The sequence below is a fragment of the Nonomuraea sp. JJY05 genome (assembly GCF_043496855.1).
Lineage (GTDB): Bacteria > Actinomycetota > Actinomycetes > Streptosporangiales > Streptosporangiaceae > Nonomuraea.
On record NZ_JBIEIS010000021.1, the window covers coordinates 174,402 to 199,917 of the forward strand.

The window sequence follows — 25,516 nt, forward strand, 5'->3', positions numbered from 1 at the left end:
CTCGCGACGTCGCCCGGGTTGTGAGTTCCCGTGGGCTGCCGGTCCCGCTTGGGTGGCCAGTCCGCCCGGCCCGCGACTGCGCCACTCCCGGGAGTGGGCTCAGGTTGAGAGCTCGCGTGGGCTGCCGGTCCGCTTGGGTCGCCGGTCCGCCTCGTCCGCGAGTGCGCTGGGATTATGAGAGCGCCAGGGCTGCCGGTCCGCTTGGGTCGCCGGTCCGCCTCGTCCGCGAGTGCGCCCGTCCCGGGAGTGCGCTGGGATTATGAGAGCGCCTGGGCCGACGGTCCGGTTGGGGTGCGAGGCCGGTTGGGGTGTGCGTCCGGTTGGGGTGCGAGGCCGGTTGGGGTGTGCGTCCGCTGAACTCGCGAGGCTAAGCCTGGGGCCAAGTGCGGTCAGGCTGCCGGGATGTGACCCGGCTGGCGAGGGTGCCACCCTCGGGTGCGGAGTTACCTGGCGATGGAGTCGGTTCGGGCCATGGGATCAGTCGGCCAGGGGATCGTTGGCGGTGTCGGGGTGGTTGGCAAGGGAGCGGGTGGTCTGTGGCGTGGGCTATCGGCGGGGGTGTCGGGGCCGTTGCAGGGCCTGCGCGAGGTGGCGCGGTGATGGGGACTGGTGGGGGGAGGCGTGGGATTGGGTATCGTTGTGAGGTTTGTTCACGAATGGGTGCGTAAGTACCTCATGTGATGCCTCCAGCAGCAGAAAGATCACCTCGACGGGCGACACGCCCGAGCCCCGGTGGTGACTGCGGGCTGATCAGCGACTTCGGTTCGATGGGCTTGCTCAACTTGCGTTCATGGTCGCGCGCTTCTACGGTTGGACCACAACATCTAGTAGTTACACCGATGTAGTTCACCACACCTTGTGTTTTATGTACCGCTCTACGGCTAGCCGTGGAGCGTGCGCGAGCGTCCCGTGACGGCGGTTCGGCGGTGTGTGGTGGCCGTAGGTCTAGGAGGCGAAAAGCGTGCACTGTCCGTTCTGTCGCCACCCTGACACGAGGGTCATCGACAGCCGCTCCACGGATGACGGCGCGGCCATCAGGCGACGCCGCACCTGTCCCGAGTGCGGGCGCAGGTTCACCACGCAGGAGACCGTACTGCTGATGGTGAGCAAGCGCAGCGGAGTGACAGAGCCGTTCTCGAGGGACAAGGTCGTCGCGGGCGTGCGGCGGGCGTGTCAGGGCAGACCGGTGGGCGAGGATTCGCTGGCGCAGCTCGGGCAGCGGGTGGAGGAGGCCATCAGGGCCAAGGGCGCGGCCGAGATCCCCTCCAACGAGGTGGGGCTGGCCATCCTGGGCCCGTTGCGGGACCTCGACGAGGTGGCCTACCTGCGGTTCGCATCGGTGTATCGCGGTTTCGAGAGCCTGGCGGACTTCGAGGCCGAGATCTCACAGTTGAAGGCGGAGAAGGGGGAGTCATGACGGAGACGGCCAGCGGTTCAGTCGCGCGCGGGGGTAAGCGTCCGCGTAAGGGACTGAAGATGAAGCGGATCTTCACCAAGCCCGGCGTGCACCCGTATGACGAGATCCAGTGGGAGCGCCGCGACGTCGTCATGACGAACTGGCGCGACGGCTCGGTCAATTTTGAGCAGCGGGGCGTCGAGTTTCCCGAGTTCTGGTCGGTCAACGCGGCCAACATCGTGACCACCAAGTACTTCCGCGGCGCCGTGGGCACCCCGCAGCGCGAGTGGAGCCTGAAGCAGCTGATCGACCGGGTCGTCGGCGTCTACACCCGCACCGGCATCGAGCACGGCTACTTCGCCAGCGACGAGGACGCCGAGATCTTCGATCACGAGCTCAAGCACGCGCTGGCGCACCAGGTGTTCGCGTTCAACTCGCCGGTCTGGTTCAACGTGGGCACCAAGTCGCCCCAGCAGGTGAGCGCCTGCTTCATCCTCTCGGTGGACGACCAGATGGAGTCGATCCTCGAGTGGTACAAGGAAGAAGGCGTGATCTTCAAGGGCGGCTCGGGCTCGGGTGTGAACCTGTCCCGCATCCGCTCCTCGAAGGAGCTGCTGTCGAGCGGCGGCACGGCCAGCGGCCCGGTGAGCTTCATGCGCGGCGCCGACGCGTCGGCGGGGACGATCAAGTCCGGCGGCGCCACCCGCCGGGCGGCCAAGATGGTCGTCCTCGACGTCGACCACCCCGACATCGAGGAGTTCATCGAGACCAAGGCGCGCGAGGAGGACAAGGTCCGCGCGCTGCGTGACGCCGGTTTCGACATGGACCTGGGCGGCAAGGACATCGTCTCCGTCCAGTACCAGAACGCCAACAACTCCGTGCGCGTCTCCGACGAGTTCATGCGGGCGGTGGACAAGGGCGAGAAGTTCGGCCTGCGTGCCCGTCTGACCGGCGAGGTCATCGAGACGGTCGACGCCCGGGAGCTGTTCCGCAAGATGGCCAAGGCCGCCTGGGAGTGCGCCGACCCGGGCGTGCAGTACGACGACACGATCAACGACTGGCACACCACCCCCGAGACGGGGCGGATCACGGCCAGCAACCCGTGCTCCGAGTACGTCCACCTGGACAACTCCTCCTGCAACCTGGCCAGCATCAACCTGCTGAAGTTCCTCAAGGACGACAACACCTTCGACGTCCCCAACTTCGTCAAGCTGACCGAGCTGATCATCACCGCGATGGACATCTCGATCACGTTCGCGGACTTCCCGACCGAGAAGATCGGCGAGACCTCGCGGGCGTACCGCCAGCTCGGCATCGGCTACGCCAACCTCGGCGCGCTGCTCATGGCGACGGGCCACGCCTACGACTCCGACGGCGGCCGCGCCGTGGCGGGGGCGATCACGTCGCTGATGACCGGCGTGTCCTACCGCCGCAGCGCCGAGCTGGCCGCGGTGGTCGGCCCGTACGACGGGTACGCCAGGAACGCGGAGCCGCACAAGCGCGTCATGCGCAAGCACGCGGCGGCCAACGACGACCTGCGCACCGTCGGCTCCATGGACGCGAAGATCCACTCCGAGGCGTCCCGGCAGTGGTCGGAGTGCCTCAAGCTCGGCGAGAAGAACGGCTACCGCAACGCCCAGGCCAGCCTGCTGGCCCCCACGGGCACCATCGGCCTGATGATGGACTGCGACACCACCGGCATCGAGCCGGACCTGGCGCTGGTCAAGTTCAAGAAGCTCGTCGGCGGCGGGTCCATGCAGATCGTCAACCAGACGATCCCGCGGGCGCTCAAGCAGCTCGGCTACCAGCAGGAGCAGATCGAGGCCATCGTCGAGTACATCGGCGAGCACAGCCACGTCGTCGACGCGCCCGGCCTGCGCCAGGAGCACTATGAGGTGTTCGACTGCGCGATGGGCGAGCGGGCGATCGCGCCGATGGGCCACGTGCGCATGATGGCGGCCACCCAGCCGTTCCTGTCGGGGGCCATCTCCAAGACGGTCAACCTGCCCGAGTCGGCCACGATCGACGACATCGAGCAGGTCTACCAGGAGGGCTGGACGCTGGGGCTCAAGGCCCTGGCCGTCTACCGCGACAACTGCAAGGTCGGCCAGCCGCTGTCGGCCGGCAACGGCGCCAAGAAGGAAGAGGCCGCCAAGGAGGAGCCCGAGGTCAAGGTCATCGAGGTCAACCGGCCGACCCGGCGGCGCATGCCCAACCAGCGGCCGAGCATGACCACCCGCTTCACGGTGGGCGGCGCCAAGGGCTACATGACCGCTTCGTCCTACCCTGACGACGGGCTCGGCGAGGTCTTCCTCAAGATGTCCAAGCAGGGCTCGACGCTGGCGGGCGTCATGGACGCCTTCTCCGTCGCGATCTCCATCGGCCTGCAGTACGGCGTGCCGCTCGAGACGTACATGAGCAAGTTCGTCAACATGCGGTTCGAGCCGGCCGGGATGACGGACGACCCGGACATCCGGATGGCGACGTCGGTGATGGACTACATCTTCCGGCGCCTGGCCCTCGACCACCTCCCCTACGAGGAGCGGGCGGCCCTGGGCATCTTCTCGGCGGCCGAGCGCGCCGCGCAGCAGCGCGGCGAAGACCCGGCGGCGCTGCAGGAGACGGTGGACCGCGAGGCGCTGGCCCAGTCGGCGCCCATCGAGGAGAAGCCGAAGGTGGAGGCCGCCGAGCAGTCGCCGGCGGTCAAGGAGCTGACGCTGGAGAGCCACCAGCGCTTCACGGCTGACGCGCCGCTCTGCATGACCTGCGGCACCAAGATGCGGCCGGCCGGGAGCTGCTACGTCTGCGAGGGCTGCGGTTCCACGAGCGGCTGCAGCTAGTCACGAGATCGGTTGACGGGGCGGGGGCGAGCCCGATTCGGTCCGCCCCCGCCCCGGGCCGAGCTGACCCGTGGCCTGGGAGACGTACCGAGAGGGCCGGGTCGACCCGTGCGTATGCGCGACCCGGATCTTGGCGGCTGGTAGTCGGCCCTCGACCGCCGTGACGGCGCGCGCGGGACGTGCGGGCCCATGGTGGGCGCCGGACCGTGCTCGCCGCCTCAAAGTCTGAGCCGCCTCAGCCGCTCAGTAGCTCGTCCAGGACGTCCGGCTTGTTGGTGATGATGCCGTCCACGCGGTAGTCCAGCATCCGGCGCATGGTGTCCGGGTTGTCCACCGTCCAGGCGAGCACCTGCATCCCGAGGGCATGCACGCGCCGTACGTACGAGGCCGACAACGAGCTGTACGGCGGATTGATCTGGTCGGCGAACTTGGCCAGCCCCGGCAGATCGGCGCTGGACGGGGTGCCGAGCAGCCCGATCGGCACGCCGGGCAGCAGGCGGTGGAAGGTCCGCATCGACGCCCAGCTGAACGACTGCACCACCAGCCGCCCCTGCGCGAGCCAGCCGGAATGGCGGCGCAGCTCGGCGGCGACCCGGGCCTCGATGCCGGGGTAGAGCTCCGGAGCCTTGATCTCCAGCAGCAGGTCCAGCCCCGAGTCGCTCATCTCGCTCAGCGCCTCGTCGAGCGTGGGCACCCGCTCGTCCTCGTACTCGTCGGAGAACCACGAGCCGGCGTCGAGCCTGCGGATCTGGGCGAGCGTGAGATCGCCGACCCTCCACGGCGCCAGACCGGGGAAGACCCGCTCGACGTCGGTGGTGCGGGCCAGGGTCGTGTCGTGCATCAGGACCAGCTCGTGGTCCCTGGTCTCCTGGACGTCGAGCTCGAACACGTCGGCCCGCTGCTGGTCGGCCAGCTCGAAGGCGGCGACGGTGTTCTCGGGCGCGTACGCGGAGGCGCCCCGGTGGGCGACGTTGGCGACGGCGGTGGCCGCCTCGGCAGGGGTCGTCAGGAGGGTGGACGAGATCGCGATCATGGCGGCGAGTCGCCTGAACATGGGTCTCCTCGGGTGGGGAGAGGCAGTCGACTCGACGATGACCAGACCTCATGACTGGCAGTTGATGGCAGAGTAGCCGCCCGGTGCCCGACCGATGAGCATTCGACACGCGACCCCCCGTGCCGGGGGAGCGAATCATGGAGTTCTAGCCTGAATGTCGTGAAGCATGGTGGGATGCTGGCCGTGATCCTGGCGGCCTGGTTCATGGCCCAGTTCGACTTCTTCGTGGTCAACGTGGCCGCTCCCTCCATCGAACGCGACCTGCACGCGGGCCCGGCCGCCCTGGAGCTGATCGTGGGTGGCTACGCCTTCACCTACGCCGCCGGCATGATCACCGGAGGCCGGCTCGGCGACCGTTACGGCTACCGGCGGCTGTTCATCTGGGGCGTGGTCGCGTTCACGATCGCGTCCGTGCTGTGCGGGATCGCCGTGAACCCGGTCCAGCTCGTGGCCGCCCGCCTGCTCCAGGGCCTGGCGGGCGCGGCGATGGTGCCGCAGGTGCTGGCCATGATCTCCGCGGTCTACTCGCCGTCGGAGCGGGCGCACGCCCTCGGCTGGTACGGCGTCGCCGGCGGCCTGGGCTCGATCGCGGGCCAGGTGCTCGGCGGCCTGCTGCTGACCGCCGACGCGCTGGGGCTCGGCTGGCGGGTCATCTTCCTGATCAACCTGCCCGTCGGCCTGATCGTGGTGCCGCTGGCCGTCTGGCTGCTGCCCGAGGTGGAGACCGCCCGGCGGGCCAGGCTCGACGTGCCGGGTGCGGCGGGGTTGGCCGCCGGGCTGGCTCTGGTGCTGGTGCCGCTCGGCCTGGGCAACAGTCTGGGCTGGCCCATCTGGGCATGGGTCAGCATGGGGGCAGCGGTGCCCGTGTTCGTGCTGACCTGGCGCTGGCAGCGGATGCTCGGGGCGCGCGGCGGGCAGCCGGTGCTCGACCTGGCGCTGCTCAAGGTCCACTCCTACCTGGCGGGCGTGGGCTCGATCGTCGCGTTCATGGCGTACTTCGCCTCGTTCATGTTCACGCTGACGCTGCTGCTGCAGGGCGGGCTGGGGCTGACGGCCTTCCAGGCGGGGCTGGCGTTCGCGCCGATGGGGGTGCTGTTCTCGGTCACGTCGATCCTGGGGACGCGACTGGTCAGAAGGTACGGGCTGGTCGTCGTTCTGATCGGTGGCGTGATCATCGGGCTCGGACTGGCCCTGATGGTGGCCGGGGCGGGGCTGGGCCTGCCGTACATCATGGCCGCGCTCATGCTCGTCGGCACGGGCAACGGGCTGGTCCTGCCGCAGCTCATCGGCGCGGCGCTGGTGGAGGTCGCCCCGCACCAGGCCGGCATCGGGTCGGGCATCCTCAGCACGGCGCAGCAGTTCGCGGGCGCGGGCGGCGTGGCCGTGATCGGCGCGGTCTTCTTCGCGGCGGCGGAAGGCGGATACCACGTCGCCGCCATGCGCTGGTCGGCGGGCATCGACCTGGGGCTCGTCCTCGTCGTGATCGCCTCGGTGGCCTACAACCGCCACCGCGCCGTCATCACGACACGGGCAGGGCGGTCCCGTACAAACGCGAGACGCGGATCCTGATCACCAGCCGCCGGTCCTCGACCATCTGCCGCAGGAAGGCGTACGGGTCGTCGATGTTCTCCTGCATGGCGAGGAGCTCCATGCCCACCTCGTCGCCCGGCTCGTCGCTCACCGGCGACAGCTCCGCCTCGCCCTCGGCGACGGCGTAGGACCAGAAGTCGTCGCTGGCCGCGTAGAGGGCGCAGCGGGGGTCCTTGTGGAGCTGGCGGACCTTGAGCCGGTCGGCGATGGTGGAGATCCGCACCACGCGCTGGTCCGGGTCCCAGGTGTACAGGACGGTGGACAGGTGAGGGTGGCCGCTGCTCTTGTTCGTCGCCAGCGCGCCGAAGCGCTGCCCGGCCAGCAGCTGCGAGAGCTCCTCGTCGCCGAGGGACTGGGGGGCCGGGCCCGCGCCTGGCCCGTACGTTTCCGACATGCATCCTCTCCCTCGTACCAATCCTGAAATATCAGCCTATCCTCACGTCACCCTGACCCTGGAGGCCCCGTGCATACGGGCTCGGAGACCCGCCCACCGGTAGGTTACGAGTCATGAATTTTGCTATTACCAGCGGATACGTTGTGCCGATCGACGGCGACCCCATCGACAGCGGCACCGTACTCGTCCAGGACGGGAAGATCGCGGCGGTCGGCCGGGACGTGGCCGTGCCCGAGGGGACCCCCGTCGTGGACGCCGCCGGCGGCTGGGTGCTGCCCGGCTTCGTCGAGGCCCACGGGCACCTCGGCGTGTACGAGGAGGCCGAGGGATGGGCCGGTCAGGACACCAACGAGATGACCGACCCGAACGGCGCCCGCCTGCGCGCCCTCGACGCCATCAACCCCGCCGACCTGGCCTTCGCCGACGCGCTGTCCGGCGGGGTGACGACCGCGGTGATCAAGCCCGGCTCCGGCAACCCGATCGGCGGCCAGACGGTCGCGATCAAGTGCTGGGGCAGGTCCGTCGACGAGATGCTGGTCAAGGAGCCCGCCAGCGTCAAGAGCGCGCTCGGCGAGAACCCCAAGCGCGTGTACGGCGACCAGAAGAAGCTGCCGTCCACCCGGCAGGGCGTGGCCGCCGTGATCCGCGACGCGTTCATGAAGGCGCAGGACTACAAGGCCAAGCGGGCGGCGGCCGCCGAGGAGGGCAAGCCGTTCGACCGGGACGGCACGCTGGAGGTCCTGGTCCGCGTGCTGGACGGTGAGCTGCCCTGGTGCCAGCACACGCACCGGGCCGACGACATCTCCACCGCGCTCAGGCTGGCGGACGAGTTCGGCTACCGCCTGATCGTCAACCACGGCACCGAGGGCCACCTGCTGGCCGACACCCTGGCCGCCAGGGACGTCCCCGTCATCATCGGCCCGCTCTTCACCAGCCGGTCGAAGGTCGAGCTGCGCCGGCGCTCGCTGCGCAACCCGGGCATTTTGGCGCGGGCGGGCGTGCGGCTGGCCATCACCACCGACCATCCCGTCGTGCCGATCCACTTCCTCGTCCACCAGGCCACGCTGGCGGTCAAGGAGGGCCTGGACCCGGCCGAGGCGCTGCGCTCGATCACGCTGAACCCGGCCCGGATCATGGGGATCGACGACCGGGTGGGCGCGCTCCGCCCCGGGCTCGACGCCGACGTCGTGATCTGGTCGGGGGACCCGCTGGACGTCATGAGCCGGGCGCTGCGGGTGTACGTCTCCGGCCGGGAGGTGTACACCTACGCCGACGGCGAGGCCGTCGTGGCGGATCCGTACTACCGGGAATCAAGCGACCGTTAAGCATCTGTAGATGCGGGTCACGCATAGTGGTCGGACCAGCGAAAGAGAGGCACCCCCATGCCAGTCCAGCGTCCCAGCAAGGCACTCTTGATCGGCCTGGTCGTGTCCAGCGCCCTGGCATTGATCGTGCTGGCCTTCATGCTGCTGTCGGGCGGGCCCTTGGGGTTCGGGCTGTCCGCGCTGCTGGGCGTGGCGCCGCTGCCCGTGCTGCTGGCCGCCGTGCTCTCGCTCGACAGGCTGGAGCCCGAGCCGAAGCTGAACCTGGCGTTCGCGTTCGCGTGGGGCGCGGGGGTGGCGATCGTGCTGGGCCTCGCGCTGTCGTACGCGGGGGAGGCGCTGTTCACCAGGGCCGGGTTCGGCGAGGCGGTCGTCGACGACGTGGGCACCGTCCTGCTGGCCCCCGTGATCGAGGAGGCGCTCAAGGGCTCCGCGCTGCTGCTGCTCCTGCGCAGGCGGCAGGAGATCGACGGGCTGACCGACGGCATCGTGTACGCCTCCATGGCCGGCCTGGGCTTCGCGGCCGTGGAGAACGTCGGCTACTACCTGCTCGCGTACAACGAGGACGGGGCCGGCGGGGCGCTGCAACTGTTCGTCATCAGGGGTCTCATCGACCCGCTCGGCCACCCCGTCTACACCTCCATGATCGGCCTCGGCGTCGCCTACGCCCTGACCAGGCGCACCGCCGCCAGGTTCGCCGCGATCCCGCTCGGCTACCTGGGCGCGGTCTTCCTGCACGGCCTCTGGAACGGCTCCGCCACCACGGGCTCCCTGGCCTGGGTCGCCGCCGCGTACCTCGTGATCATGGCGGCGCTCATCCTGCTGATCGCCGTGACCGTCGTCGAACGCCGCCAGCTCGTCACCAGGATGGGCGTCTACCTGCCCGGTTACCAGCAGACCGGGCTGATCACGGAGGCCGACGTCAAAATGCTCAGCACGCTGTCCGGCCGCAAGGCCGCCCGCAAGTGGGCCAGGGGCGCCGGGCTCGGCCGGGCCATGAGCGACTACCAGCAGGCGGCGACCGAGCTGACCATGCTGCACCTGCGGGCCGAGCGCCAGGGCATGGACCCGGTCCGCTTCGCCGTGGAACGCGACGCGCACCTGGGCCTGATGGCCCACGCCCGCCGCTGGTGACCCGCGCGCTCCCTGTCAAAATGGGGTGAACCCCCGAAGGGAGAGCAGATGAGCTGGGTGGAGATCGGGTCCGAGGCCGAACTACGCGAATTGCTCGGCGAGGTCATGCCGAGGGCGGCGACCAAGGACCGCGTCCGGCTGCACGAGCGTGACCGGGAGTGGCTGGCGGCCTCCCCGTTCTGCCTGATCGCCACGTCGGACGACGCGGGCGCCTGCGACGTCTCGCCCAAGGGCGACCCGGCCGGATTCGTCCACGTCATCGACGACACCACGATCGCCATCCCGGACCGCCCGGGCAACCGCAGAGCCGACGGATTCCTCAACGTCCTCACGAACCCGCACGTCGGGCTCATCTTCCTGATCCCCGGCCGCCACGAGACCCTGCGCATCAACGGCCGGGCCAGGCTCCTCCGCGACGCCCCGTTCTTCGACGAGATGATCGTGAAGGGCCACCGCCCGCACCTCGCGCTCGTGGTGGAGATCGAGCAGATCTTCTTCCACTGCGCCAAGGCGTTCCTGCGCTCCTCGCTGTGGAAGCCGGACAGCTGGGAGCCCGAGGTCCTGCCCTCGCACGCGAGGCTGGTCAAGGACGTGCAGAAAGTGGAGGAGAGCCTCGAACAGCTCGAAAACTACTACGGCGAGACCTACACCGAGCGCCTCTACCGCTGACCTCCGAGCCCGCCGCTCGGCCTGGGGCCGGGCGGCGTCGTCCTCAGGCGTTCCTCAGACGCTCGTCAGGTGTTCGTCAGGCGTTCTCAGGCGGCGGGGGTGGGACCGCCCGGGAAACGGATGACGTTGCGGCCGGTGTAGGCCCGCAGGTCGATCACCTTGGGATCGGCGGGCTGCTTGCGGCGGTCGGCCGAACGCATCTCGCGGACCTTGTGCCTGGCGATCTGTGGCGGCACCACCACAAGCCTCTTCATCTAAGCCCCCCGTGATGACTTTGTTATCTAGTTATCTACAGAAGGATTGATAAATCCCGCGTAAAGAGAGCACGTCAGTAGGGGAGCGTGCGGCCCGACGGGGTCCGCAGGTCCAGCTCCACGGCCGGCTTCGGGATCCGCTTGGTCGTCGTCTTCGTGACTTTGACGCGTTTCATGGCCTCCCCCTTCGGAAGCGCGTCCCCGCCTGTCCGCGCCGCTCGGCAGCGGCATGACGGGCACCCGCCATGCGCGCCAACCTAACGGGCCACCACCGGCTCTCTCAATGCATTTCTACGAATGTCATGCCCCGGGCGTGAGCCGGGCCGTGACACCGATGCGGTTCCAGGCGTTGATCATGGCCAGCGCCACGATGAGCAGTCCCAGCTGCTTCTCGCTGTAGTGCCGAGCGGCCTCCTCCCAGACCTCGTCCGGCACCCCCGCACGATCGGCCAGCCTGGTCGCCTCCTCCGTCAGCGCGAGCGCGGCCCGCTCGGCCGGCGTGTAGACGGTCGCCTCCCGCCAGGCGGCCACCGACCAGAGGCGCTCGTCGCTCTCACCGGACTTCTTCAGATCGCGGCTGTGCATGTCCACGCAGTAGCCGCAGCCGTTGATCTGGCTGGCGCGCAGCTTGATCAACCCGAGGGTGGTGGTCGGCAGCTCGCTCTCGTGCAGCAGCTTCTCCACCGCCAGGAAGTGGTGGTACGCCTGCGGAACCTGCTGGGCGACGTTGATCCGCTGGGTCATGTGTTCCTCCTCAGTTCGTTTGTAGGAGGACGGGGCAGGCCGTCCAGTTGTGACAACTTCCGCGAAGAAAGTGCCATCTAACCCGCCATGGAGGCGCTGGAGCGGGGGATCCCCAGCGCATCGGGGATTACTGGCTGGGGGGCGGCTGGGCTCGGGCGGGTGTCGTCGCTCTGCACGGCTCGCGTGCCGGCCACCGACCTGCTCCGGATCTGGGACGTGGGCGCGGGCAAGGAGACCGGCAGCCTTCCCGTCGGCGATGACGACGCGGAGCTCGAGGAGTTCCACGGAACGGGGCTGGCCGTCTCGGACGTCAACGGCACGATCGCGCTCTGGGACGTGCGGACCCTCGCGAAGCTCTGGTCGACGCAGGTGTCCGGGCCGGCCGGCGCCTTCACCGACGTGCACTTCTCCTCGGACGGGCGGCTGGTGACGAACGTCGTGTTCTCCCAGAACCCCGCGGGCGTGAACGCCGCCGACGGGCGCCTGCTGAGCTCGGCCGACACCGGCTACCGGGGCGGGCCGGTGCTGCCGGCCGGCACGGCGTACGCGTCGATGGTCGGCGGCAGGTTCGTGGACCTGCGCACCGGCAAGCCCGTGGGGGCCGGGTTCGGGCCCGCGAACGCGATCGAGTTCAGCCGCAGCGGAACGAGGCGGCCACCGGGCGGATCGGGCTGTGGTCGGTGGACGGGCCGACCCGGCTGAGCCCCGCCCTGCCCCGGGCCGCCGGCGACCTCCTTCTGCTGGCCTTCTCACCCGACGGCAGGACCCAGGCCTCCGTCACGGAGAAAGGCGCGCTCCAGCTCTGGGACGTCGAGGCCAGGCGGCGGCTCGGCGGGTCCTACCGGCTGTGGGAGGACGCGGTGTCGCTGGCGTTCAGCGCGGACGGGTAGACGTTGTACGCCGGGACACATGCATGCCATTCCCGTGCGGAGCGAGCGGGTCGCGCAGGAGGTGTGCGCGCGGGCCGGGCGCTCGCTGTCGGCCGATGAGTGGGCCCGGCACCTGGGCGGGGTGCCGTACCGGAACGTCTGCCCCTGACGGACGGAGGGCGGGCGCGACGCCCGCCCTCCGTGATCGGGGAGCTCAGCCCTTGCAGTTGCCCCAGGTCTTGCGGCCGCCCCAGGCCTCGATGCGGTTGTCGGGGTCGCGGGTCCAGCCGGCGTACCTCACGCACTTCCACTTGCCGTCGATGCGGCCGGTCTCGGCGTAGAAGCGGTACTTCTGCACGTCTTCCGCCCTGCCGCCGCCCTTGACCTCAAGGTAGGCGCCGGTGACCGTGCGGACGCCGGTGTAGGCGCTCTTGATGGCGGTCACGCAGTTCTTGCCGCTGCGCTTGTTGTACATCAGGTACACATGTCCGAGCACCGCGCCCTCGCGGGTCTTCATCGCCCGATGGCCGTCGTCGACACGGTGGAAGCCGGGGCCGCAGATGCGCTCGGGGGTGTAGCGGGCCGTGGCCGCGTACGCGGCGGAGGGGGTGGCGGCGATCCCGGCCGCGACCAAGGCCGTCGCGATGACCGTTCGGGTGAGCACGTGCTTCCCTTCGGCAGAGGGTAATAAGGACAACGTTGATCTTTACTGTGCCTTGACCGAAATTTCAAGGGGTTGTGGTAAATGCCGCTTATCGCGGTGTGTGCGGCCTGGGCTGTGTTCTGGGGCTCCTGGTCGGCCCTCCTGCCTGCCGTCAAGCTGGAGCTGGGCATCTCGGCGGGGGACCTGGGGCTGGCGCTGAGCGCCGTACCTGTGGGGGCCCTGCCGGCGATGGCGCTGGCCGGGCGGCTGGCACGGGGTCGCGAGCGGACCGCCCTGCTGGTGACGACGGCGCTGTTCGGGCTCAGCGTGGCCGGGATCGGGCTGGTGGCGACGCCCTGGCAGCTCGCGCTGTCGCTGCTGCTCGTGGGAGCGACCAGCGGGGCGCTCGACATCGCGCTGAACCTGGCCACGGGGCGCGCCGAGCGCGAGACCGGCCGCCGCCTCTTCCAGCCCGTCCACGCGGCCTTCCCGGTCGCGGTCATCGCGGCGTCCCCCGCCACCGGCCTGGCCCGATCCCTGGGCCTGAGCGTCGGCACCGTCCTTGTGATCATCGCCGTGATCGTGATCGCCACCTCCTTGACGGTGCTGGCGCTGCCCGTGGGCGCGGAAGAGGCCGCCCCGTCCGACGGCCCGGACAAGCGCGGGCTGTGGGGCGCGGCGATCGTGCTGGGCACGCTGGCGGCCTGCGTCCTGGTCGTCGAGAACTCGGTCGAGCAGTGGTCGGTGCTGCTGTTGGAGGAGCACCGGGGGGCCACGCCCCTGGTGTCGAGCGCCGCGCCCTCCGTCTACATGGCGGCGCTGACGGTCGGTCGTCTCGTCGTGCAGGCGCTGCCTCACGTGCCGCTGCGGGCGTTGTACCTGGTGGCGGGGGTGGGTGGCGGCGCGGGCATCGCCCTGGCGGGACTGGGCGGCACCGTGCTCGCCTCCATGGCGGGCTTCGCGGTGACCGGGCTGGCGCTGGGCCCGCTGGTGCCCGCGCTCCTCAGCCGGGCCGCCGCCGACGACCCGAGCGGAACGCTGGTGTGGGGGGTGTCGACGATCTCGTACACGGGGTTCGTGATCAGCCCGCTGCTCGTCGCGGCTCTGAGCGGATGGCTCGGATTGCCGTCCGCCCTGGCGCTCCTCGGCCTCCTGGGCCTGCCGCTGGTGGCCCGCTTCGCCCGATCCTGACCGATTTCTAGGGACGTTTGGGGAAATTGGTGGTTCTTTGAGGAAGAGAGGCCATGGAACCGGGTATCCCCCCGGCGGATGGACTATAAGGGGGATCATCATGGCTGTCTGCGAGACCTGCGGAAACGACTACGACATGGCGTTCGAGGTGCATGCGCAGGGAGCGGTGCACACCTTCGACTGCTTCCAATGTGCGATCGAGGCGATGGCGCCCATCTGCGAGCACTGTGGCACCAAGGTCATCGGGCACGGGGTGCAGTCGGGCGAGCACTGGTACTGCTGCGCGCATTGTGCGCGCGAGGAAGGCTCCAAGGGCCTCGTCGACCGCATCATGGCCACCACCTCGTGACCCACCCGCCACCCGGCTCGCGGCTGGGCCGCTCCGGGTAGGGCTGACGTCCCCGGGGGGAGCTTCGCCTTCGGTTGCTCGCCTCAGGGTAGGGCGACTGGGCGGCTCGCCTCGGGGCGGCGGCTCCGAGAGGCGGCGGCTCGCCCTCGGGGTGACGCCTCGCGATGAGCGGGTTGCTCACAGGGGATAGCACCCAGGGCCGGGGCCACCTCGCTCCTCACCGCGCGACGGCGTATGCGGTGGTGAGGTGTCCTCGGCACGGGCGGGGTGAGACGGGCGTCCCGACGGCATCCCCAACCAGGCGGAGAGCGGGGTCAGGGGAGCAGGGGGCGGATGCGGGTGATGGCCTCCTCGAGAGGACCCGGAGGGACCGGGGCGGCGAGGTCGACGGTGATGTGGCCGTTCTTGGCCTCCCAGACCCCCGCGACCCGCCCCTCGTGGACGACCACGGGGGAGATCCACCCCGCCTGGCGGCTCACCTTGGGCTTGAGGGGCGGCGGGATCAGCGGGGCGAGGCCGCGTGGGGCGCCGAGGATGTATTGATCGAAGCCCGGCAACAGGTGCACCTCGGTCGACGGGCGGGTGGCGGCGAGGTCGTCGAGGTGCTCGGTCAAGGCCAGCAGCCTCTGGCCGTCGTCGGTCTCCACCTCGGTCAGCTCGGGCGCCAGGTCGCGGAACCACTCCTTCAGCACCGTCTTCTTCGCCACCCCGCCGAACAGCCACATGTCGAACATCTCCGGCGTCGCCGGCCCGTGCGCGCCCAGGAACGCGCGCGCCACCCGTACCCCGGCCTCCTCGTACGGCGGCAGCGCGGCGGGCCATCCGGGGAGCCAGGTGCGCGGGGAGGTGAAGGTGACCCTGCCGTCCCGGGGCGGCCCGTAGCAGAGCTCGCCCAGGCGGCTCAGCGGCTTGAGCAGGGCACCCCAGCCGGACGTGAGCGCCTCCCGCAGGTGGGCGTCCCCGGTCACGGCCACCACGGCATCGACGAGCTCTTCCCTGGTCAGGGCCAAGGAGCGCGCGCCCTGCGTACCGTCGCGCAGGGCGCGGGGGACCGCGTCGATGATCGCTGCGATCTCGTCGGCGGTGACACCATGGCCGCGCTGCCACGACCCCTTCTCCCAGAAGCGCAACGTGCCCAGGGCCGCGCAGTAGCCGGCCAGCTCGTCGGAGGGGACGAGGTGGAGGGTGCCGCGCATGATCCACGTCTTGGCCAGCGTGCGGTCGCTCCACAGGGCCTGGTCGATCCCGCCCGGGTCGGGCCTGCCGCTCCGGACCGCCACCGCGAGCTGGGCCGACGAGGCGACCTGCGACTGGACGCCGCACAGCCGCCGGGCGACCGCCACGGGATCGGGCGCCTCCGGCTCGCTCACGAACTGTCTGCGCAGACGCCAGGCCAGGATCTGTGGCCAGGTGAGCTTGGTAGTCACGCGTCCACTTCTACACCCGGCCGCCGACACTTCCGACCCCCCGAGAGAGACCGGCCCCCGAGGTCAACCGGTGAAGCCGATGTCCTCGTAGCGCAGGTCGTAGAAGCCGCGTGCCCCCACGTTGGCCAGCGTCTGGCGGGCGGCGACGTTCTGCGGGCGCTGGTAGAGCGGCAGTACGTTGACCTCCTGCCAGATCAGCGCATCCGCCTCGTTGGCCGCCGCGCGCGCCCGCACCGGGTCGAGGCTCTGGGCGGCGCGGTTCATGGCCTGGTCGATGGCGGGCGAGCCGGTACGGCCGAAGTTGGCGTTCCAGGTCTTACCATCGGCGGAATTGGCATAAATCCCGAAACTGCTGGAAACCGGGAAAGGTGTCCCGATGTAGGCGAAGGGCGTGATGTCGAAGTTGCCGGGGATGACGTACTTGGTGAAGAAGTCATCGCTGGGCACGGCCTGAATGGTGAGCTTCACGCCGATCTGGGCGAGCATGGTCTGCGTCAGCTCCCCCTCCGCCTTGCTGATCTGAACCCCCGACGGCACCACGAACCGCAGGTCGAGCACCTTGCCGTTCTTCTGCCTGAACGAGCCGCTCAGCTTCCACCCGGCCGCGTCCAGGAGCTGCCGCGCCTGACCGGGGTTGTACGCCCCGAGCTTGCCGGCGTTGTCCTGGTAACCCTCCTGGGTGTTCATGAAGAAGTGGTTGTTCAGCAGGGCGATCGGCCAGTCCAGGCCCTGCAGGTCCGACTGTGCGATGGCCTGGCGGCTGATGCCCAGCTGGACGGCCTGCCGGACGTTGCGATCCTTGAGCAGCTCGCTGGACCCGTTAAAAGTGAAATGCCGGAAATCGGGGCCTGCCGCCTGCCGCACCTGCGCCCCCGGAGTGCCCTTCGCCCGCGCGTAGTCGGGCGCCGAGGGCCCCACGTCGATGAGGTCGAGCTCCCCGTTGCTGAACGCCGAGATCAGCGAGTCCTGCTCCGACGACCGATAGATGATCCTGTCGAGCTTCGCCCGGTTCCCCCACCACGAGTCGTCCCGCACGATCGTGATCGTCTTGGCCGTCTGGTCGAACCCCCCGAACTTGAACGGCCCGGCCGTCACCGGGATCTTGTTCAGCCAGGAGTTGTCGAAGGACTCGGGCGTCCGGTTCGTGGCGGCGGGCAGCAGCGGCCCGAACAGCGCCTGCCAGTCCCCGAACGGCTTGTCGAACGTCACCACCACCTCGAAGTCGTCCTTGCCCCGCGCCACCTTCTCGATGTCCTGGTAGCCGGTGGACGAGGCGATGTGGAAGGCGGGGTTGCGCCCGTTCAGCGCGTGCCACTGGGCCTCGTAGTCGGCCCAGGTGATCGGCTTCCCGTCCGACCACTTCGCCTTCGGGTTCAGCTTGTACGTGACCACCTGTTTGGGCCGCTGGTCGGTCACCTCGGCGTCGAGCACGTAGTTGCGGTCGACCGAGATCTCCGCCTTCTCGTCGGAGTGGAACGGCGCGGGCAGCAGCGCGTTGCTGACCACGGCGGCCATGGCCAGGTTGCCGTCGACGTGGTTACGGTTCCACTGGGCGGGGAACTCGTTGATGCCCCACCGCAGCGTCCCGCCGTCCTTGACCTTGTCGCGCGGCTGCGGGTTGATGTCGTAGGCCTTGATCGTACGCTCGTCACCGCCGCTCTCCCGGCCCGGCCCGCTCCCGTTGACCTGACCGCAGCCCGCCAGGCACAGCGAGCCCGTGACAACGGCGGCCACGACAAGACGTGATGCTTTCATCGAGCGAATTCCTCCTGGTATGAGCGAGGTCTATACGACTTCGCGCCTCTCGGCGTAATGGCAGGCCGCCCCCTGGTCCTCGCCCAGCGGACGCACCTCGGGCTCGACGTTCACGCAGAGCCTGCGTTGCTCGTCGGTGAGCTCGCCGCGGAACTTCGGGCACCTGGTGCGGAATCGGCAGCCCGTCGGAGGGTTGGCCGGGCTGGGCAGGTCGCCTTCGAGCAGGATCCGCTCCCGGGCGCGCTCGCGTACCGGGTCGGGCAGCGGGATCGCCGACAGCAGGGCCTGCGTGTACGGGTGCGCCGGGGCGTCGAACACGGCGTCCACCTGGCCGATCTCGGCGATCCTGCCGAGATACATCACCGCCACCCGGTCGGCGATGTGCCGCACGACGGCCAGGTCGTGCGCCACGAACAGGTAGGACAGCCCCAGCCTGGCCTTGAGCGAGCCGAGCAGGTTGATCACCCCGGCCTGGATCGACACGTCCAGCGCGGAGACCGGCTCGTCCAGCACCAGCAGCCGGGGCTCCAGGGCCAGCGCCCTGGCGATGCCGATGCGCTGCCGCTGGCCGCCCGAGAAGTCCTGCGGGTAGCGGGCCGCGTGGGAGGTGTCCAGCCCGACCAGGGCGAGCAGTTCGGCGACGCGCCGGCCGGGGTGCCGCCGCCCGTGCGTACGCAGCGGCTCGGCCAGGATGTCGTGCACCGTCATGCGCGGGTCGAGCGAGGCCAGCGGATCCTGGAAGACGACCTGCATGTCGCGCCGGATCGCCTTGCGCTCGGGGCCGCTCAGCCGCGCGGTGTCGCGTCCGAGCACGACGATGCGCCCGCTCTGGGGCGCGGCCAGCTCCAGGATCTGCGTCAGCGTGGTCGTCTTGCCGCTGCCGGACTCGCCGACCAGCCCGAGCGTCTCGCCCTGCCGGATGTCGAAGCCGACCCCGGCCACCGCGTGCACCGTGCCCACCCTGCGCTTGAAGATCGCACCCTTGAGCAGCGGATATTCCTTGACCAGGCCGTGCACCTCGAGCACCGTGCGCTCGCCGCGCTCGCGCCGCCCCGGCTCCAGGGGGACGAGGACGGGCTCGCGGGGGCGTACCTCCTGCCAGCGGATGCAGGCCGCCCGGTGCCCCGCCCCCACGTCGAACAGCGGCGGCTCGCCCTCGTCGCAGGCGTCGATCTTCATCGGGCAGCGCGGCGCGAACGGGCACCCCGGCGGCAGCGCCTCGGGGGAGGGCGGGCTGCCCTCGATGGGCGCCAGCGGCTGCCGCGCGCCCCGGTCCACGCGCGGGATCGAGCCGAGCAGCCCCACCGTGTACGGCATCCGCATCCCGTAGTAGATGTCGTCCACGTCGCCGACCTCGACGGGACGCCCGGCGTACATGACCAGCACCCGGTCGGCGAACCCGGCCACGACGCCCAGATCATGCGTGATCATGATGATCGCGGCCCCGGTCTTCCGCTGCGCCTTCTTCAGCACCTCCAGCACCTGTGCCTGGATGGTGACGTCGAGCGCGGTGGTCGGCTCGTCGCAGATGATCACGTCGGGGTCGTTGGCGATGGCCATCGCGATCACCACGCGCTGCCGCATGCCGCCGGAGAACTCGTGCGGGAAGGCCAGCGCCCGCTCGGCCGGCCGCGGGATGCCCACGAGCTCCAGCAGCTCGATGGCCTTGACCAGGGCCGTCTCCTTACTCACCCGCTGGTGCACGCGCACCGCCTCGGCGATCTGGTCGCCGACGCGGTAGACGGGGGTGAGCGCGGAGAGCGGGTCCTGGAACACCATGGAGATGGCCTTGCCGCGGAAGGACGTCAGCTCCCGCTCGGGCGCCCCGATCAGCTCCTTGCCGTGCAGCCGCACCGACCCGGTGACGCGTGCCCCCGGCGGCAGCAGCCCCATGACGGCCGCCGAGGTGACCGATTTACCCGACCCTGACTCGCCGACGATGCCCAGGACCTCGCCGGGCTCCACGTGGTAGCTCACCCCGCGCACGGCCGGCACGCCGCCGAACGACACGTTGAGGTCGGTGACCTCGAGCACCGGGCTCATCGCCGCTTCCTCCGCGAGGCCGAGGGGTCGAACGCGTCACGCAGCGCGTCGCCGATGAGGTTGACCGCGAGCACGGTGACCACCAGCAGCCCCGCCACGAACCAGAACGTCCACGGCGCGTAGACCGCCGTCCTGGACCCGTCGGCGATGAGCGTCCCGAACGACACGTCGGGCGGCTGGATGCCGAACCCGAAGTACGACAGCGAGGTCTCGGTGAGGATCGCGCTGCTGACGTTGAGCGTGGCGTCCACGATCAGCAGCGACGACAGGTTGGGGATCACGTGGCGGAAGATGATCCGTACGGGGGACACGCCCATGTAGCGGGCCGCCTGGATGAACTCGCGCTCCTTCAGCGAGATCGTCATCCCCCTGACGATCTTCGAGGTGACCATCCACAGGAACAACGCCAGCATGACCACGAACAGCGGCCACTGCCCGGCCTCGAACAGCGGCGACATGATCGCCAGGATCAGGAAGCCGGGCAGCACGAGCAGCAGGTCGGTCACCCAGCTCAGCGTCCGGTCCGTCCACCCCAGGAAGTAGCCCCCGAAGGCGCCCACCACGGCCGACAGCGCCGTGGAGATCAGGGCCGCGAGCAGCCCCACGACCAGCGACTTCTGCATGCCGCGCAGCGTGACCGCATAGACGTCGGCCCCCGTTTGGAGCGTTCCGAACCAGTGGGTGGCCGAAGGCGGCTGCATGAACGCGGTGAAGTCCTTGTCGGTGTAGGTCCACCGGGAGAAGAGCGGCCCGGCGAAGGCCAGCAGGAACATCGCGGCCAGCACCGCGAACCCGAGCCGCCCCTGCGGGGAGCGGAAGAACCGCCCGGCCACCACCCGCAGCCTGGACGGCGCCGTGGCCGCCGTGCCGTCGGTCAGCTCTTCGGCGAGCTCCTCGTCGGAAAGCGTCATCACGCCCGCACCCTCGGGTCGAGCGCCGCGTGCAGCAGGTCGGAGGCCAGCGCGGCGCACAGTACGGCGACGGCGGCGAGGAGGGAGATGGCCGCGACGGTGTTGACGTCGTTGCTGAAGATGGAGTTGATCAGCTGCTCGCCCAGCCCGTGCCAGCCGAAGATCTTCTCGGTGAACGTCGCCCCCGTCAGCAGCGCCCCGAACGTGAAGGCGAAATAGGTCACGACCGGGATGAGCGCGGTCCGCAGCGCGTGCTTGACCAGCGCCTGGCGCCTGCTCAGCCCCTTGGCCAGGGCGGTGCGGACGAAGTCGGCGCCCTGGACGTCGAGCATCATGTTGCGCTGGTAGCGGCTGAAGACCGCGATGAGCCCCACCGACAGCGAGATCGTCGGCAGGATCAGGTGCTGCAGCCGGTCGACCACGTGCCCCCAGACCCCGGCCTCCAGCCCGTCGGTGTACTCCCCGCTGACCAGGAACACCGAGCGGCCGAACACGTTCTCGTTGGCCCAGGCGGCGGCCAGGATCAGCATGTTGGCCAGCACGACCACCGGCACGGCCAGCACCACGAAGGACAGGGCGGTCGATATCCGGTCGAACCAGCCGTACTGCCGGACCGCCGCGAAGGCGCCCACCAGCACCCCGAGCAGGCTCCCGAACATCATCCCCAGCACGACCAGCCGGAACGTCACGCCCATGCGCCGCTTGAGATCCTCGTTGACCGGAGCGCCCCCGACGGACTTGCCGAAGTCGCCGCGCAGCACCCCGCCCGCCCACGTGGCATAACGCTCCAGCAGCGGCGTCTTGTCGTTGAGGTTGAGCGCCGTGAGCTGCGCGTCCACGACGGCAGGCGGAGGTTTTGGCGTGCGGTCCGCGTAGTTGGAGCGAGGATTGAGAGCCGTGGCAGCCAGAAGGTAGGCGAGACTGGCGGCCACTACGACCAGCACGGCGTAGTTGAGCAGCCTGCGGGCCAGAAACCCCGCCATCGCGCTCCCCCTCCGACGCGCACCGCACGTAGTTATATTGCTACACCATGTGACGGGTCGCGCGCAGGGAACCGCCGAAGAAGGGTCGATCGAAGATGGTCAACGTCCGGAGAGCTCGTCCACGGCGGTGCGGACGTCCTCGCTCGTGATCGTCGTCAGGTCGGCCGAGCTGGCGGATCCGCCGCGCGAGGCGTGGGCGGCCAGCCGCACGTCGCGGCGCATGGCGGCGCGCTCGAACAGCGACCTGGCGAAGCGGCCGTTGCCGAGCCCGTCGATCAGCCGCTCCTCGCACACCCAGGCGAACACGTCGTCGAGGTCGCGCGACGCCTCCTCGTCGAAGGTGTCGCCGGCCTTCTCCGCCAGCAGCACCGCGATCTCCGACAGCTCCTGCGGCGAGTAGCTGGGGAAGGCCACGCGCTGGTTGAACCGGCTGGCCAGGCCGGGGTTGGTGGCCAGGAACGCGTCCATCTCGCGCTCGTAGCCGGCCAGCACGATGACGAGCCGGTCGCGGTCGTCCTCGGCCCGCTTGAGCAGCGTCTGCACGGCCTCGGCGCCGAACGCGTCGCCGCCCTGGTAGCCGGGGTTGACCAGGCTGTAGGCCTCGTCGATGAAGAGCACGCCGCCCAGGGCCCGGTCGACCAGCTCGTTGGTCTTGATCGCGGTGGCGCCGAGGTGCTGGCCGACCAGGTCGGCGCGGTGCGCCTCGACCACGTCGGGCCTGGCCAGCAGGCCGAGCGCGGCGAAGATGCGGCCGATGACCCTGGCGACCGTGGTCTTGCCGGTGCCGGGCGGGCCGACGAACACGAAGTGCCGCATCTGCGGCGGGGTGGGCAGCCCGCGCTCCTGCCGCATGCGCGCCACCTGGAGCTGGGCCGCGATGGCGTGGACCTGCCGCTTGACCGGCGCGAGGCCGGCCATCCTGTCGAGGTCGGCCAGCGCCTCCTCCAGCGTGGGCGTGGCGACGTAGCCGCGGAAGCGCGCGGTCAGCTCGTCGAACGCCTTGGTCACGTCGGGCTTGGTGGTGGTCACCAGGTCCTCGGTGGTCGGGGTGCCGCCCGCGCCCACCACGCGTACGTCACGGGCCTGCGCGGCGGCCTCGACCAGGCTGCGCGCGAACCGGGCGTTGCCCAGCTCGTCGACCAGGCCGCGCCGGTGCACGTCCTCGAACAGGCCGAGCAGCACCCGCCTGGTCTCGGCGTCCATCGTGTCGCCCCGGCGGCGCTGGAGCAGCTCGGTGACCTCGACCAGCTCGGTGGGGGAGTAGCCGGGGAAGCGCACCCGGGTGGCGAACCGGCTGGCCAGCCCGGGATTGCTGGACAGGAACGCGCCCATCTCCTGCTCGTAGCCGGCCAGGATGATGATCAGCCGCTCGCGGTCGTCCTCGGCGCGCTTGAGCAGCGTCTGCACGGCCTCGGCGCCGAACCTGTCGGGCTGCCCGTCGGAGGAGTTGACCAGCCCGTACGCCTCGTCGATGAACAGCACGCCGCCCAGGGCCCGGTCGACCAGCTCGTTGGTCTTGATCGCGGTCGCGCCCAGGAACTCGCCCACCAGGTCGGCCCGCTGCGCCTCGACCACATAGGGGGTCTCCAGCAGGCCGAACGCGTAGAAGATCTTGGCGAGGGCGCGGGCGACGCTGGTCTTGCCGGTGCCGGGCGGGCCGAGGAAGACGAAGTGCCTGGTGGGCCGGTCGGTGGTGTAGCCGGCCTCGGCGCGCAGCCGGGACGCCTCGATGGAGGCGGCGATCGAGCGCACCTGCTCCTTGACGGGGGCCAGGCCCACCATGCTCTCCAGCTCGCTGAGCGCCTCCTCGACGGAGATCTGCGGGAGCCCGCCCTGCTTGTCCTGCGGGGACTCGGGCCTGCCCTCGCGCGCCCTGACGCGCACCTGCTGCTCCTCGGCCGCGGCGCTCTCCGCCCTGACCTTGCGGGCCAGCACGAACCGGTAGACCAGCACCGCGGCGGCCACCGCGTACGCCACCCAGACCGCCACGTTCGCGGAGACGAACGAGAGCGGCACGGCGAGCACGCCGGCGGGGGCGAGCGCCAGCAGCGTGGTCACCCACGGCGCCACCCAGCGGATGAGGTGGGCGCCCGCGGCGGCGGGCAGGGCCAGCGCGACCATCAGGTGCACCGCGCCGGAGCCCGGGGGGAACAGTCCGGAGAAGACGGGCAGCGTCAGCACCACCCAGCCCGCGACCACCAGCACGGTGGCGGCGGCGCGGGGGAAGCGCATGGTCAGCGCGACGAACGCGAGCCCCAGCAGGACGAGGGGGAAGGTGTTGAGCAGATTCCACCCGAGTGCCGCGCCCAGGCCCATGACGGCGACCAGCACCACCACGTAGAGGACCCGGCGCACGGCCGGGGGAATCTGGTAATAACGCAGCCGAACCTTCTCGAACAGATCCCGCGCCGCGACCCGCCCCGCGGCCTGGGCCCTGCCGGACTCCTGCATCACGCCTCCCCGGTCCGCCCCCGGTTATACCGCACCGGGCCGACGATTGGGCGCTCCTGACACGCTAGGTGGAGGTCACGAAAGCGGCGATCTGTCGCCCGAGTTCGGCCCCCGCGTCCTCTTGCAGGAAGTGCCCGGCTCCCTTGATGACGGGATGCCGCAGGCCGGACGTGCCCGAGATCGACTTGAGCAGAATGGGCGCCATGCCCCCGGTGATCGGATCTCCGTCGGAGAAGGCCACCAGGAAAGGACGTTCGAGTGTCGTGAGAACCTGCCAGGCAGCGCGGTTGGCGGGAGCGGCCGGGTCGTCGGGCGTGATCGGGACGAGGCTCGGCATGACGCGAGGGCCCGCCTTGTACGACTCGTCGGGGAACGGCGCGTCGTAGGCCGCCCGGATCGCCTCGGACAGCTCCGTCCTGCAGCCGGCCTGGACGAGCCGGGCGATGTCCAGCACCGGCGCCTTGAGCACGGCGTTCCTGAACTGGTGCCACACCTCGGGCATGGGAATGTCACCCGAGGGCAAGCCCGTGTTGGCCGCCACGATCCTGGCGATGCGCTCGGGATGCTCGGCGGCGATCCGCAGCCCGATCAGGCCGCCCCAGTCCTGGCCGACGACGGTGACACGGCTCAACCGGAGCGCGTCGAACAGCAGGGCGCGGGTCCATTCGACGTGCCTGGCGTAGGTGTGCTCGGCCTGGTCGGCCGGCTTGTCCGAGCGGCCGAACCCGATGAGGTCCACCGCTATCGCGCGCAGCCCGGCCGCGGCCAGCTCGGGCATGACGTGCCGGTAGAGGAACGACCAGCTCGGCTCGCCGTGCAGGAGCACGACGGGCTCGCCGCCGGCGGGGCCCGCCTCGACGTACGCCATCCGCAGGCCGTCGGGGACGTCGGCGTAGCGGGGCTCGTAGGGGAAGCCGGGCAGGTCGGCGAAGCGCTCTTCTGGCGTGCGCAGGATACGCATAGAACAACATTCTAGCTAGCGGCGCTGGTGCCGCCCAGGGAATTCGCCCATGAGCACCTGCTTGGGGGTGACGCGCAGGACGTCGGAGTCGGGCAGGGCGATCCCGCGTACCTCCACCCAGAACCGCCGCTGCAGCGGGTCCGCGGCGAACACCGCGACCCTGGGGTCGGCCTCGATGGCGTCCCACGCCTCCAGATCCGTGATCACCCGGAGCTCGCCGGACGAGGTGACCGTCGCCACCGCGCCGGCGACCCGGGGGCCGAGGGCGTCGCCGTAGGAAAGGACGATGCCGCGGGCGTACGAGAAGGTCTGGCGCACCTCCAGGTTCAGCGCGACGGACGGCTCGGCCCCCACGGGCAGGTCGCACATGATCAGGGAGGTCCGCCACGGGCCCGGCCCGCCCCGCCACCAGGCCCGCGCCGCCCGCGCCGCGAGCACGGCCGGCGCCGCCGCGAGCGCGCCCAGCCCGATCCGCCACGCCCACGTCGCCGCCGGCTCGGCCCGCCAGGCCTCCAGCAGCCCGGCCGCCGCGCAGG

General features: G+C 70.3%; 23 protein-coding genes and 1 pseudogene. 11 read left to right on the forward strand and 13 right to left on the reverse strand.

The genetic code is table 11. The features are described from left to right. Nucleotides 1–961 precede the first annotated feature (961 nt). Both nrdR and ACFKCF_RS31580 read left to right on the forward strand, forming a co-directional pair. Complete coding sequence (gene nrdR / locus ACFKCF_RS31575; RefSeq protein ID WP_185078046.1) at nt 962–1,417, forward strand: transcriptional regulator NrdR; 456 nt, start codon at nt 962–964, stop codon at nt 1,415–1,417. Further along, nucleotides 1,414–4,236 carry a vitamin B12-dependent ribonucleotide reductase gene (locus ACFKCF_RS31580; protein WP_394498903.1) on the forward strand — a complete coding sequence of 941 codons (2,823 nt, stop codon included), beginning with the start codon at nt 1,414–1,416 and terminating at the stop codon, nt 4,234–4,236. The genes nrdR and ACFKCF_RS31580 overlap by 4 nt, the downstream gene beginning before the upstream one ends. 235 nt (nt 4,237–4,471) lie before the next feature. Here ACFKCF_RS31580 and ACFKCF_RS31585 read toward each other — a convergent pair whose 3' ends face one another. Beyond that, nucleotides 4,472–5,290, reverse strand: coding sequence for a glycerophosphodiester phosphodiesterase (locus ACFKCF_RS31585; protein WP_394498904.1), 819 nt, complete (start codon nt 5,288–5,290; stop codon nt 4,472–4,474). A 159-nt stretch (nt 5,291–5,449) separates the two neighbouring features. On the opposite strand from ACFKCF_RS31585, the gene ACFKCF_RS31590 reads away from it, so the two are divergent. Beyond that, entirely contained in the window at nt 5,450–6,859 is a 1,410-nt protein-coding gene (locus ACFKCF_RS31590; protein ID WP_394498905.1) for an MFS transporter, read from the forward strand. On the opposite strand, the gene ACFKCF_RS31595 is transcribed toward ACFKCF_RS31590, so the two are convergent. Then, nucleotides 6,810–7,274 carry a PPOX class F420-dependent oxidoreductase gene (locus ACFKCF_RS31595; protein WP_394498906.1) on the reverse strand — a complete coding sequence of 155 codons (465 nt, stop codon included), beginning with the start codon at nt 7,272–7,274 and terminating at the stop codon, nt 6,810–6,812. The genes ACFKCF_RS31590 and ACFKCF_RS31595 overlap by 50 nt on opposite strands. Nucleotides 7,275–7,387: 113 nt before the next feature. Here ACFKCF_RS31595 and ACFKCF_RS31600 point away from each other — a divergent pair, with 113 nt between their 5' ends. Genes ACFKCF_RS31600 through ACFKCF_RS31610 form a run of 3 tightly spaced genes read left to right on the forward strand, consistent with a single transcriptional unit; the run spans nt 7,388 to nt 10,399 of the window. Continuing rightward, entirely contained in the window at nt 7,388–8,599 is a 1,212-nt protein-coding gene (locus tag ACFKCF_RS31600; protein ID WP_394498907.1) for an amidohydrolase, read from the forward strand. 57 nt (nt 8,600–8,656) lie between these two features. Then, nucleotides 8,657–9,730: a PrsW family intramembrane metalloprotease gene (locus tag ACFKCF_RS31605; RefSeq protein WP_394498908.1), complete on the forward strand. Its 1,074-nt coding sequence runs from the start codon at nt 8,657–8,659 to the stop codon at nt 9,728–9,730. 48 nt (nt 9,731–9,778) lie between these two features. Continuing rightward, nucleotides 9,779–10,399 (forward strand): pyridoxamine 5'-phosphate oxidase family protein, encoded by a 621-nt coding sequence (locus ACFKCF_RS31610; RefSeq protein WP_394498909.1) that lies wholly within the window; start codon nt 9,779–9,781, stop codon nt 10,397–10,399. Nucleotides 10,400–10,485: 86 nt separating this feature from the next. Here the strand turns inward: ACFKCF_RS31610 and ACFKCF_RS31615 are convergent, their stop codons facing one another. Beyond that, nucleotides 10,486–10,653 carry a hypothetical protein gene (locus ACFKCF_RS31615; RefSeq protein WP_394498910.1) on the reverse strand — a complete coding sequence of 56 codons (168 nt, stop codon included), beginning with the start codon at nt 10,651–10,653 and terminating at the stop codon, nt 10,486–10,488. Nucleotides 10,654–10,953: 300 nt separating this feature from the next. Further along, nucleotides 10,954–11,397: a carboxymuconolactone decarboxylase family protein gene (locus ACFKCF_RS31620; RefSeq protein WP_394498911.1), complete on the reverse strand. Its 444-nt coding sequence runs from the start codon at nt 11,395–11,397 to the stop codon at nt 10,954–10,956. A gap of 159 nt (nt 11,398–11,556) precedes the next feature. Between ACFKCF_RS31620 and ACFKCF_RS31625 the strand changes: the two genes are divergently transcribed. The 3 genes from ACFKCF_RS31625 to ACFKCF_RS31635 are packed head-to-tail and all read left to right on the forward strand — an operon-like array spanning nt 11,557 to nt 12,435. After that, nucleotides 11,557–12,099, forward strand: coding sequence for a hypothetical protein (locus ACFKCF_RS31625; RefSeq protein ID WP_394498912.1), 543 nt, complete (start codon nt 11,557–11,559; stop codon nt 12,097–12,099). After that, nucleotides 12,078–12,287, forward strand: coding sequence for a hypothetical protein (locus ACFKCF_RS31630; protein ID WP_394498913.1), 210 nt, complete (start codon nt 12,078–12,080; stop codon nt 12,285–12,287). The genes ACFKCF_RS31625 and ACFKCF_RS31630 overlap by 22 nt, the downstream gene beginning before the upstream one ends. Before the next feature lie 19 nt (nt 12,288–12,306). Next, nucleotides 12,307–12,435: a hypothetical protein gene (locus ACFKCF_RS31635; protein WP_394498914.1), complete on the forward strand. Its 129-nt coding sequence runs from the start codon at nt 12,307–12,309 to the stop codon at nt 12,433–12,435. A gap of 45 nt (nt 12,436–12,480) precedes the next feature. On the opposite strand, the gene ACFKCF_RS31640 is transcribed toward ACFKCF_RS31635, so the two are convergent. Next, nucleotides 12,481–12,930, reverse strand: coding sequence for a hypothetical protein (locus tag ACFKCF_RS31640; protein WP_394498915.1), 450 nt, complete (start codon nt 12,928–12,930; stop codon nt 12,481–12,483). Between the two features lie 81 nt (nt 12,931–13,011). On the opposite strand from ACFKCF_RS31640, the gene ACFKCF_RS31645 reads away from it, so the two are divergent. Beyond that, nucleotides 13,012–14,100, forward strand: coding sequence for an MFS transporter (locus tag ACFKCF_RS31645; protein WP_394498916.1), 1,089 nt, complete (start codon nt 13,012–13,014; stop codon nt 14,098–14,100). Between the two features lie 100 nt (nt 14,101–14,200). Then, nucleotides 14,201–14,449 carry a hypothetical protein gene (locus ACFKCF_RS31650; protein ID WP_394498917.1) on the forward strand — a complete coding sequence of 83 codons (249 nt, stop codon included), beginning with the start codon at nt 14,201–14,203 and terminating at the stop codon, nt 14,447–14,449. 314 nt (nt 14,450–14,763) lie between these two features. On the opposite strand, the gene ACFKCF_RS31655 is transcribed toward ACFKCF_RS31650, so the two are convergent. The 8 genes and pseudogenes from ACFKCF_RS31655 to ACFKCF_RS31690 form a co-directional block, all read right to left on the reverse strand. Beyond that, entirely contained in the window at nt 14,764–15,876 is a 1,113-nt protein-coding gene (locus ACFKCF_RS31655) for a DNA glycosylase AlkZ-like family protein (protein WP_394498918.1), read from the reverse strand. A 63-nt stretch (nt 15,877–15,939) separates the two neighbouring features. Further along, nucleotides 15,940–17,631 carry an ABC transporter family substrate-binding protein gene (locus ACFKCF_RS31660; protein ID WP_394498919.1) on the reverse strand — a complete coding sequence of 564 codons (1,692 nt, stop codon included), beginning with the start codon at nt 17,629–17,631 and terminating at the stop codon, nt 15,940–15,942. A 30-nt stretch (nt 17,632–17,661) separates the two neighbouring features. Beyond that, entirely contained in the window at nt 17,662–19,674 is a 2,013-nt protein-coding gene (locus ACFKCF_RS31665; protein WP_394498920.1) for a dipeptide ABC transporter ATP-binding protein, read from the reverse strand. Next, nucleotides 19,671–20,585 carry an ABC transporter permease gene (locus ACFKCF_RS31670; RefSeq protein WP_394498921.1) on the reverse strand — a complete coding sequence of 305 codons (915 nt, stop codon included), beginning with the start codon at nt 20,583–20,585 and terminating at the stop codon, nt 19,671–19,673. The genes ACFKCF_RS31665 and ACFKCF_RS31670 overlap by 4 nt, the downstream gene beginning before the upstream one ends. After that, nucleotides 20,585–21,568, reverse strand: a complete 984-nt coding sequence (locus ACFKCF_RS31675) for an ABC transporter permease (protein ID WP_394498922.1) — start codon at nt 21,566–21,568, stop codon at nt 20,585–20,587. Before ACFKCF_RS31675 ends, ACFKCF_RS31670 begins: the two co-directional genes overlap by 1 nt. A gap of 99 nt (nt 21,569–21,667) precedes the next feature. Next, nucleotides 21,668–24,019 carry an AAA family ATPase gene (locus ACFKCF_RS31680; protein ID WP_394498923.1) on the reverse strand — a complete coding sequence of 784 codons (2,352 nt, stop codon included), beginning with the start codon at nt 24,017–24,019 and terminating at the stop codon, nt 21,668–21,670. 64 nt (nt 24,020–24,083) lie between these two features. Beyond that, the gene (locus ACFKCF_RS31685; RefSeq protein ID WP_394498924.1) at nt 24,084–24,980 is read right to left on the reverse strand and encodes a haloalkane dehalogenase; all 897 of its coding nucleotides are present in this window, start codon (nt 24,978–24,980) and stop codon (nt 24,084–24,086) included. Nucleotides 24,981–24,995: 15 nt separating this feature from the next. Continuing rightward, nucleotides 24,996–25,516 (reverse strand): annotated as a pseudogene (locus tag ACFKCF_RS31690) (hypothetical protein); the annotation flags it as partial.

Coding starts and splice junctions, on each gene's coding strand:
- ACFKCF_RS31595 (WP_394498906.1), bottom strand. CDS start 7,274: ATGTCGGAAACGTACGGGCCAGGCGCGGGCCCGGCCCCCCAGTCCCTC.
- ACFKCF_RS31660 (WP_394498919.1), bottom strand. CDS start 17,631: ATGAAAGCATCACGTCTTGTCGTGGCCGCCGTTGTCACGGGCTCGCTG.
- ACFKCF_RS31645 (WP_394498916.1), top strand. CDS start 13,012: ATGCCGCTTATCGCGGTGTGTGCGGCCTGGGCTGTGTTCTGGGGCTCC.
- ACFKCF_RS31635 (WP_394498914.1), top strand. CDS start 12,307: ATGCATGCCATTCCCGTGCGGAGCGAGCGGGTCGCGCAGGAGGTGTGC.
- ACFKCF_RS31585 (WP_394498904.1), bottom strand. CDS start 5,290: ATGTTCAGGCGACTCGCCGCCATGATCGCGATCTCGTCCACCCTCCTG.
- ACFKCF_RS31600 (WP_394498907.1), top strand. CDS start 7,388: ATGAATTTTGCTATTACCAGCGGATACGTTGTGCCGATCGACGGCGAC.
- ACFKCF_RS31670 (WP_394498921.1), bottom strand. CDS start 20,585: ATGACGCTTTCCGACGAGGAGCTCGCCGAAGAGCTGACCGACGGCACG.
- ACFKCF_RS31675 (WP_394498922.1), bottom strand. CDS start 21,568: ATGGCGGGGTTTCTGGCCCGCAGGCTGCTCAACTACGCCGTGCTGGTC.
- ACFKCF_RS31605 (WP_394498908.1), top strand. CDS start 8,657: ATGCCAGTCCAGCGTCCCAGCAAGGCACTCTTGATCGGCCTGGTCGTG.
- ACFKCF_RS31615 (WP_394498910.1), bottom strand. CDS start 10,653: ATGAAGAGGCTTGTGGTGGTGCCGCCACAGATCGCCAGGCACAAGGTC.
- ACFKCF_RS31580 (WP_394498903.1), top strand. CDS start 1,414: ATGACGGAGACGGCCAGCGGTTCAGTCGCGCGCGGGGGTAAGCGTCCG.
- ACFKCF_RS31685 (WP_394498924.1), bottom strand. CDS start 24,980: ATGCGTATCCTGCGCACGCCAGAAGAGCGCTTCGCCGACCTGCCCGGC.
- ACFKCF_RS31665 (WP_394498920.1), bottom strand. CDS start 19,674: ATGAGCCCGGTGCTCGAGGTCACCGACCTCAACGTGTCGTTCGGCGGC.
- ACFKCF_RS31620 (WP_394498911.1), bottom strand. CDS start 11,397: ATGACCCAGCGGATCAACGTCGCCCAGCAGGTTCCGCAGGCGTACCAC.
- ACFKCF_RS31680 (WP_394498923.1), bottom strand. CDS start 24,019: ATGCAGGAGTCCGGCAGGGCCCAGGCCGCGGGGCGGGTCGCGGCGCGG.
- ACFKCF_RS31650 (WP_394498917.1), top strand. CDS start 14,201: ATGGCTGTCTGCGAGACCTGCGGAAACGACTACGACATGGCGTTCGAG.
- ACFKCF_RS31610 (WP_394498909.1), top strand. CDS start 9,779: ATGAGCTGGGTGGAGATCGGGTCCGAGGCCGAACTACGCGAATTGCTC.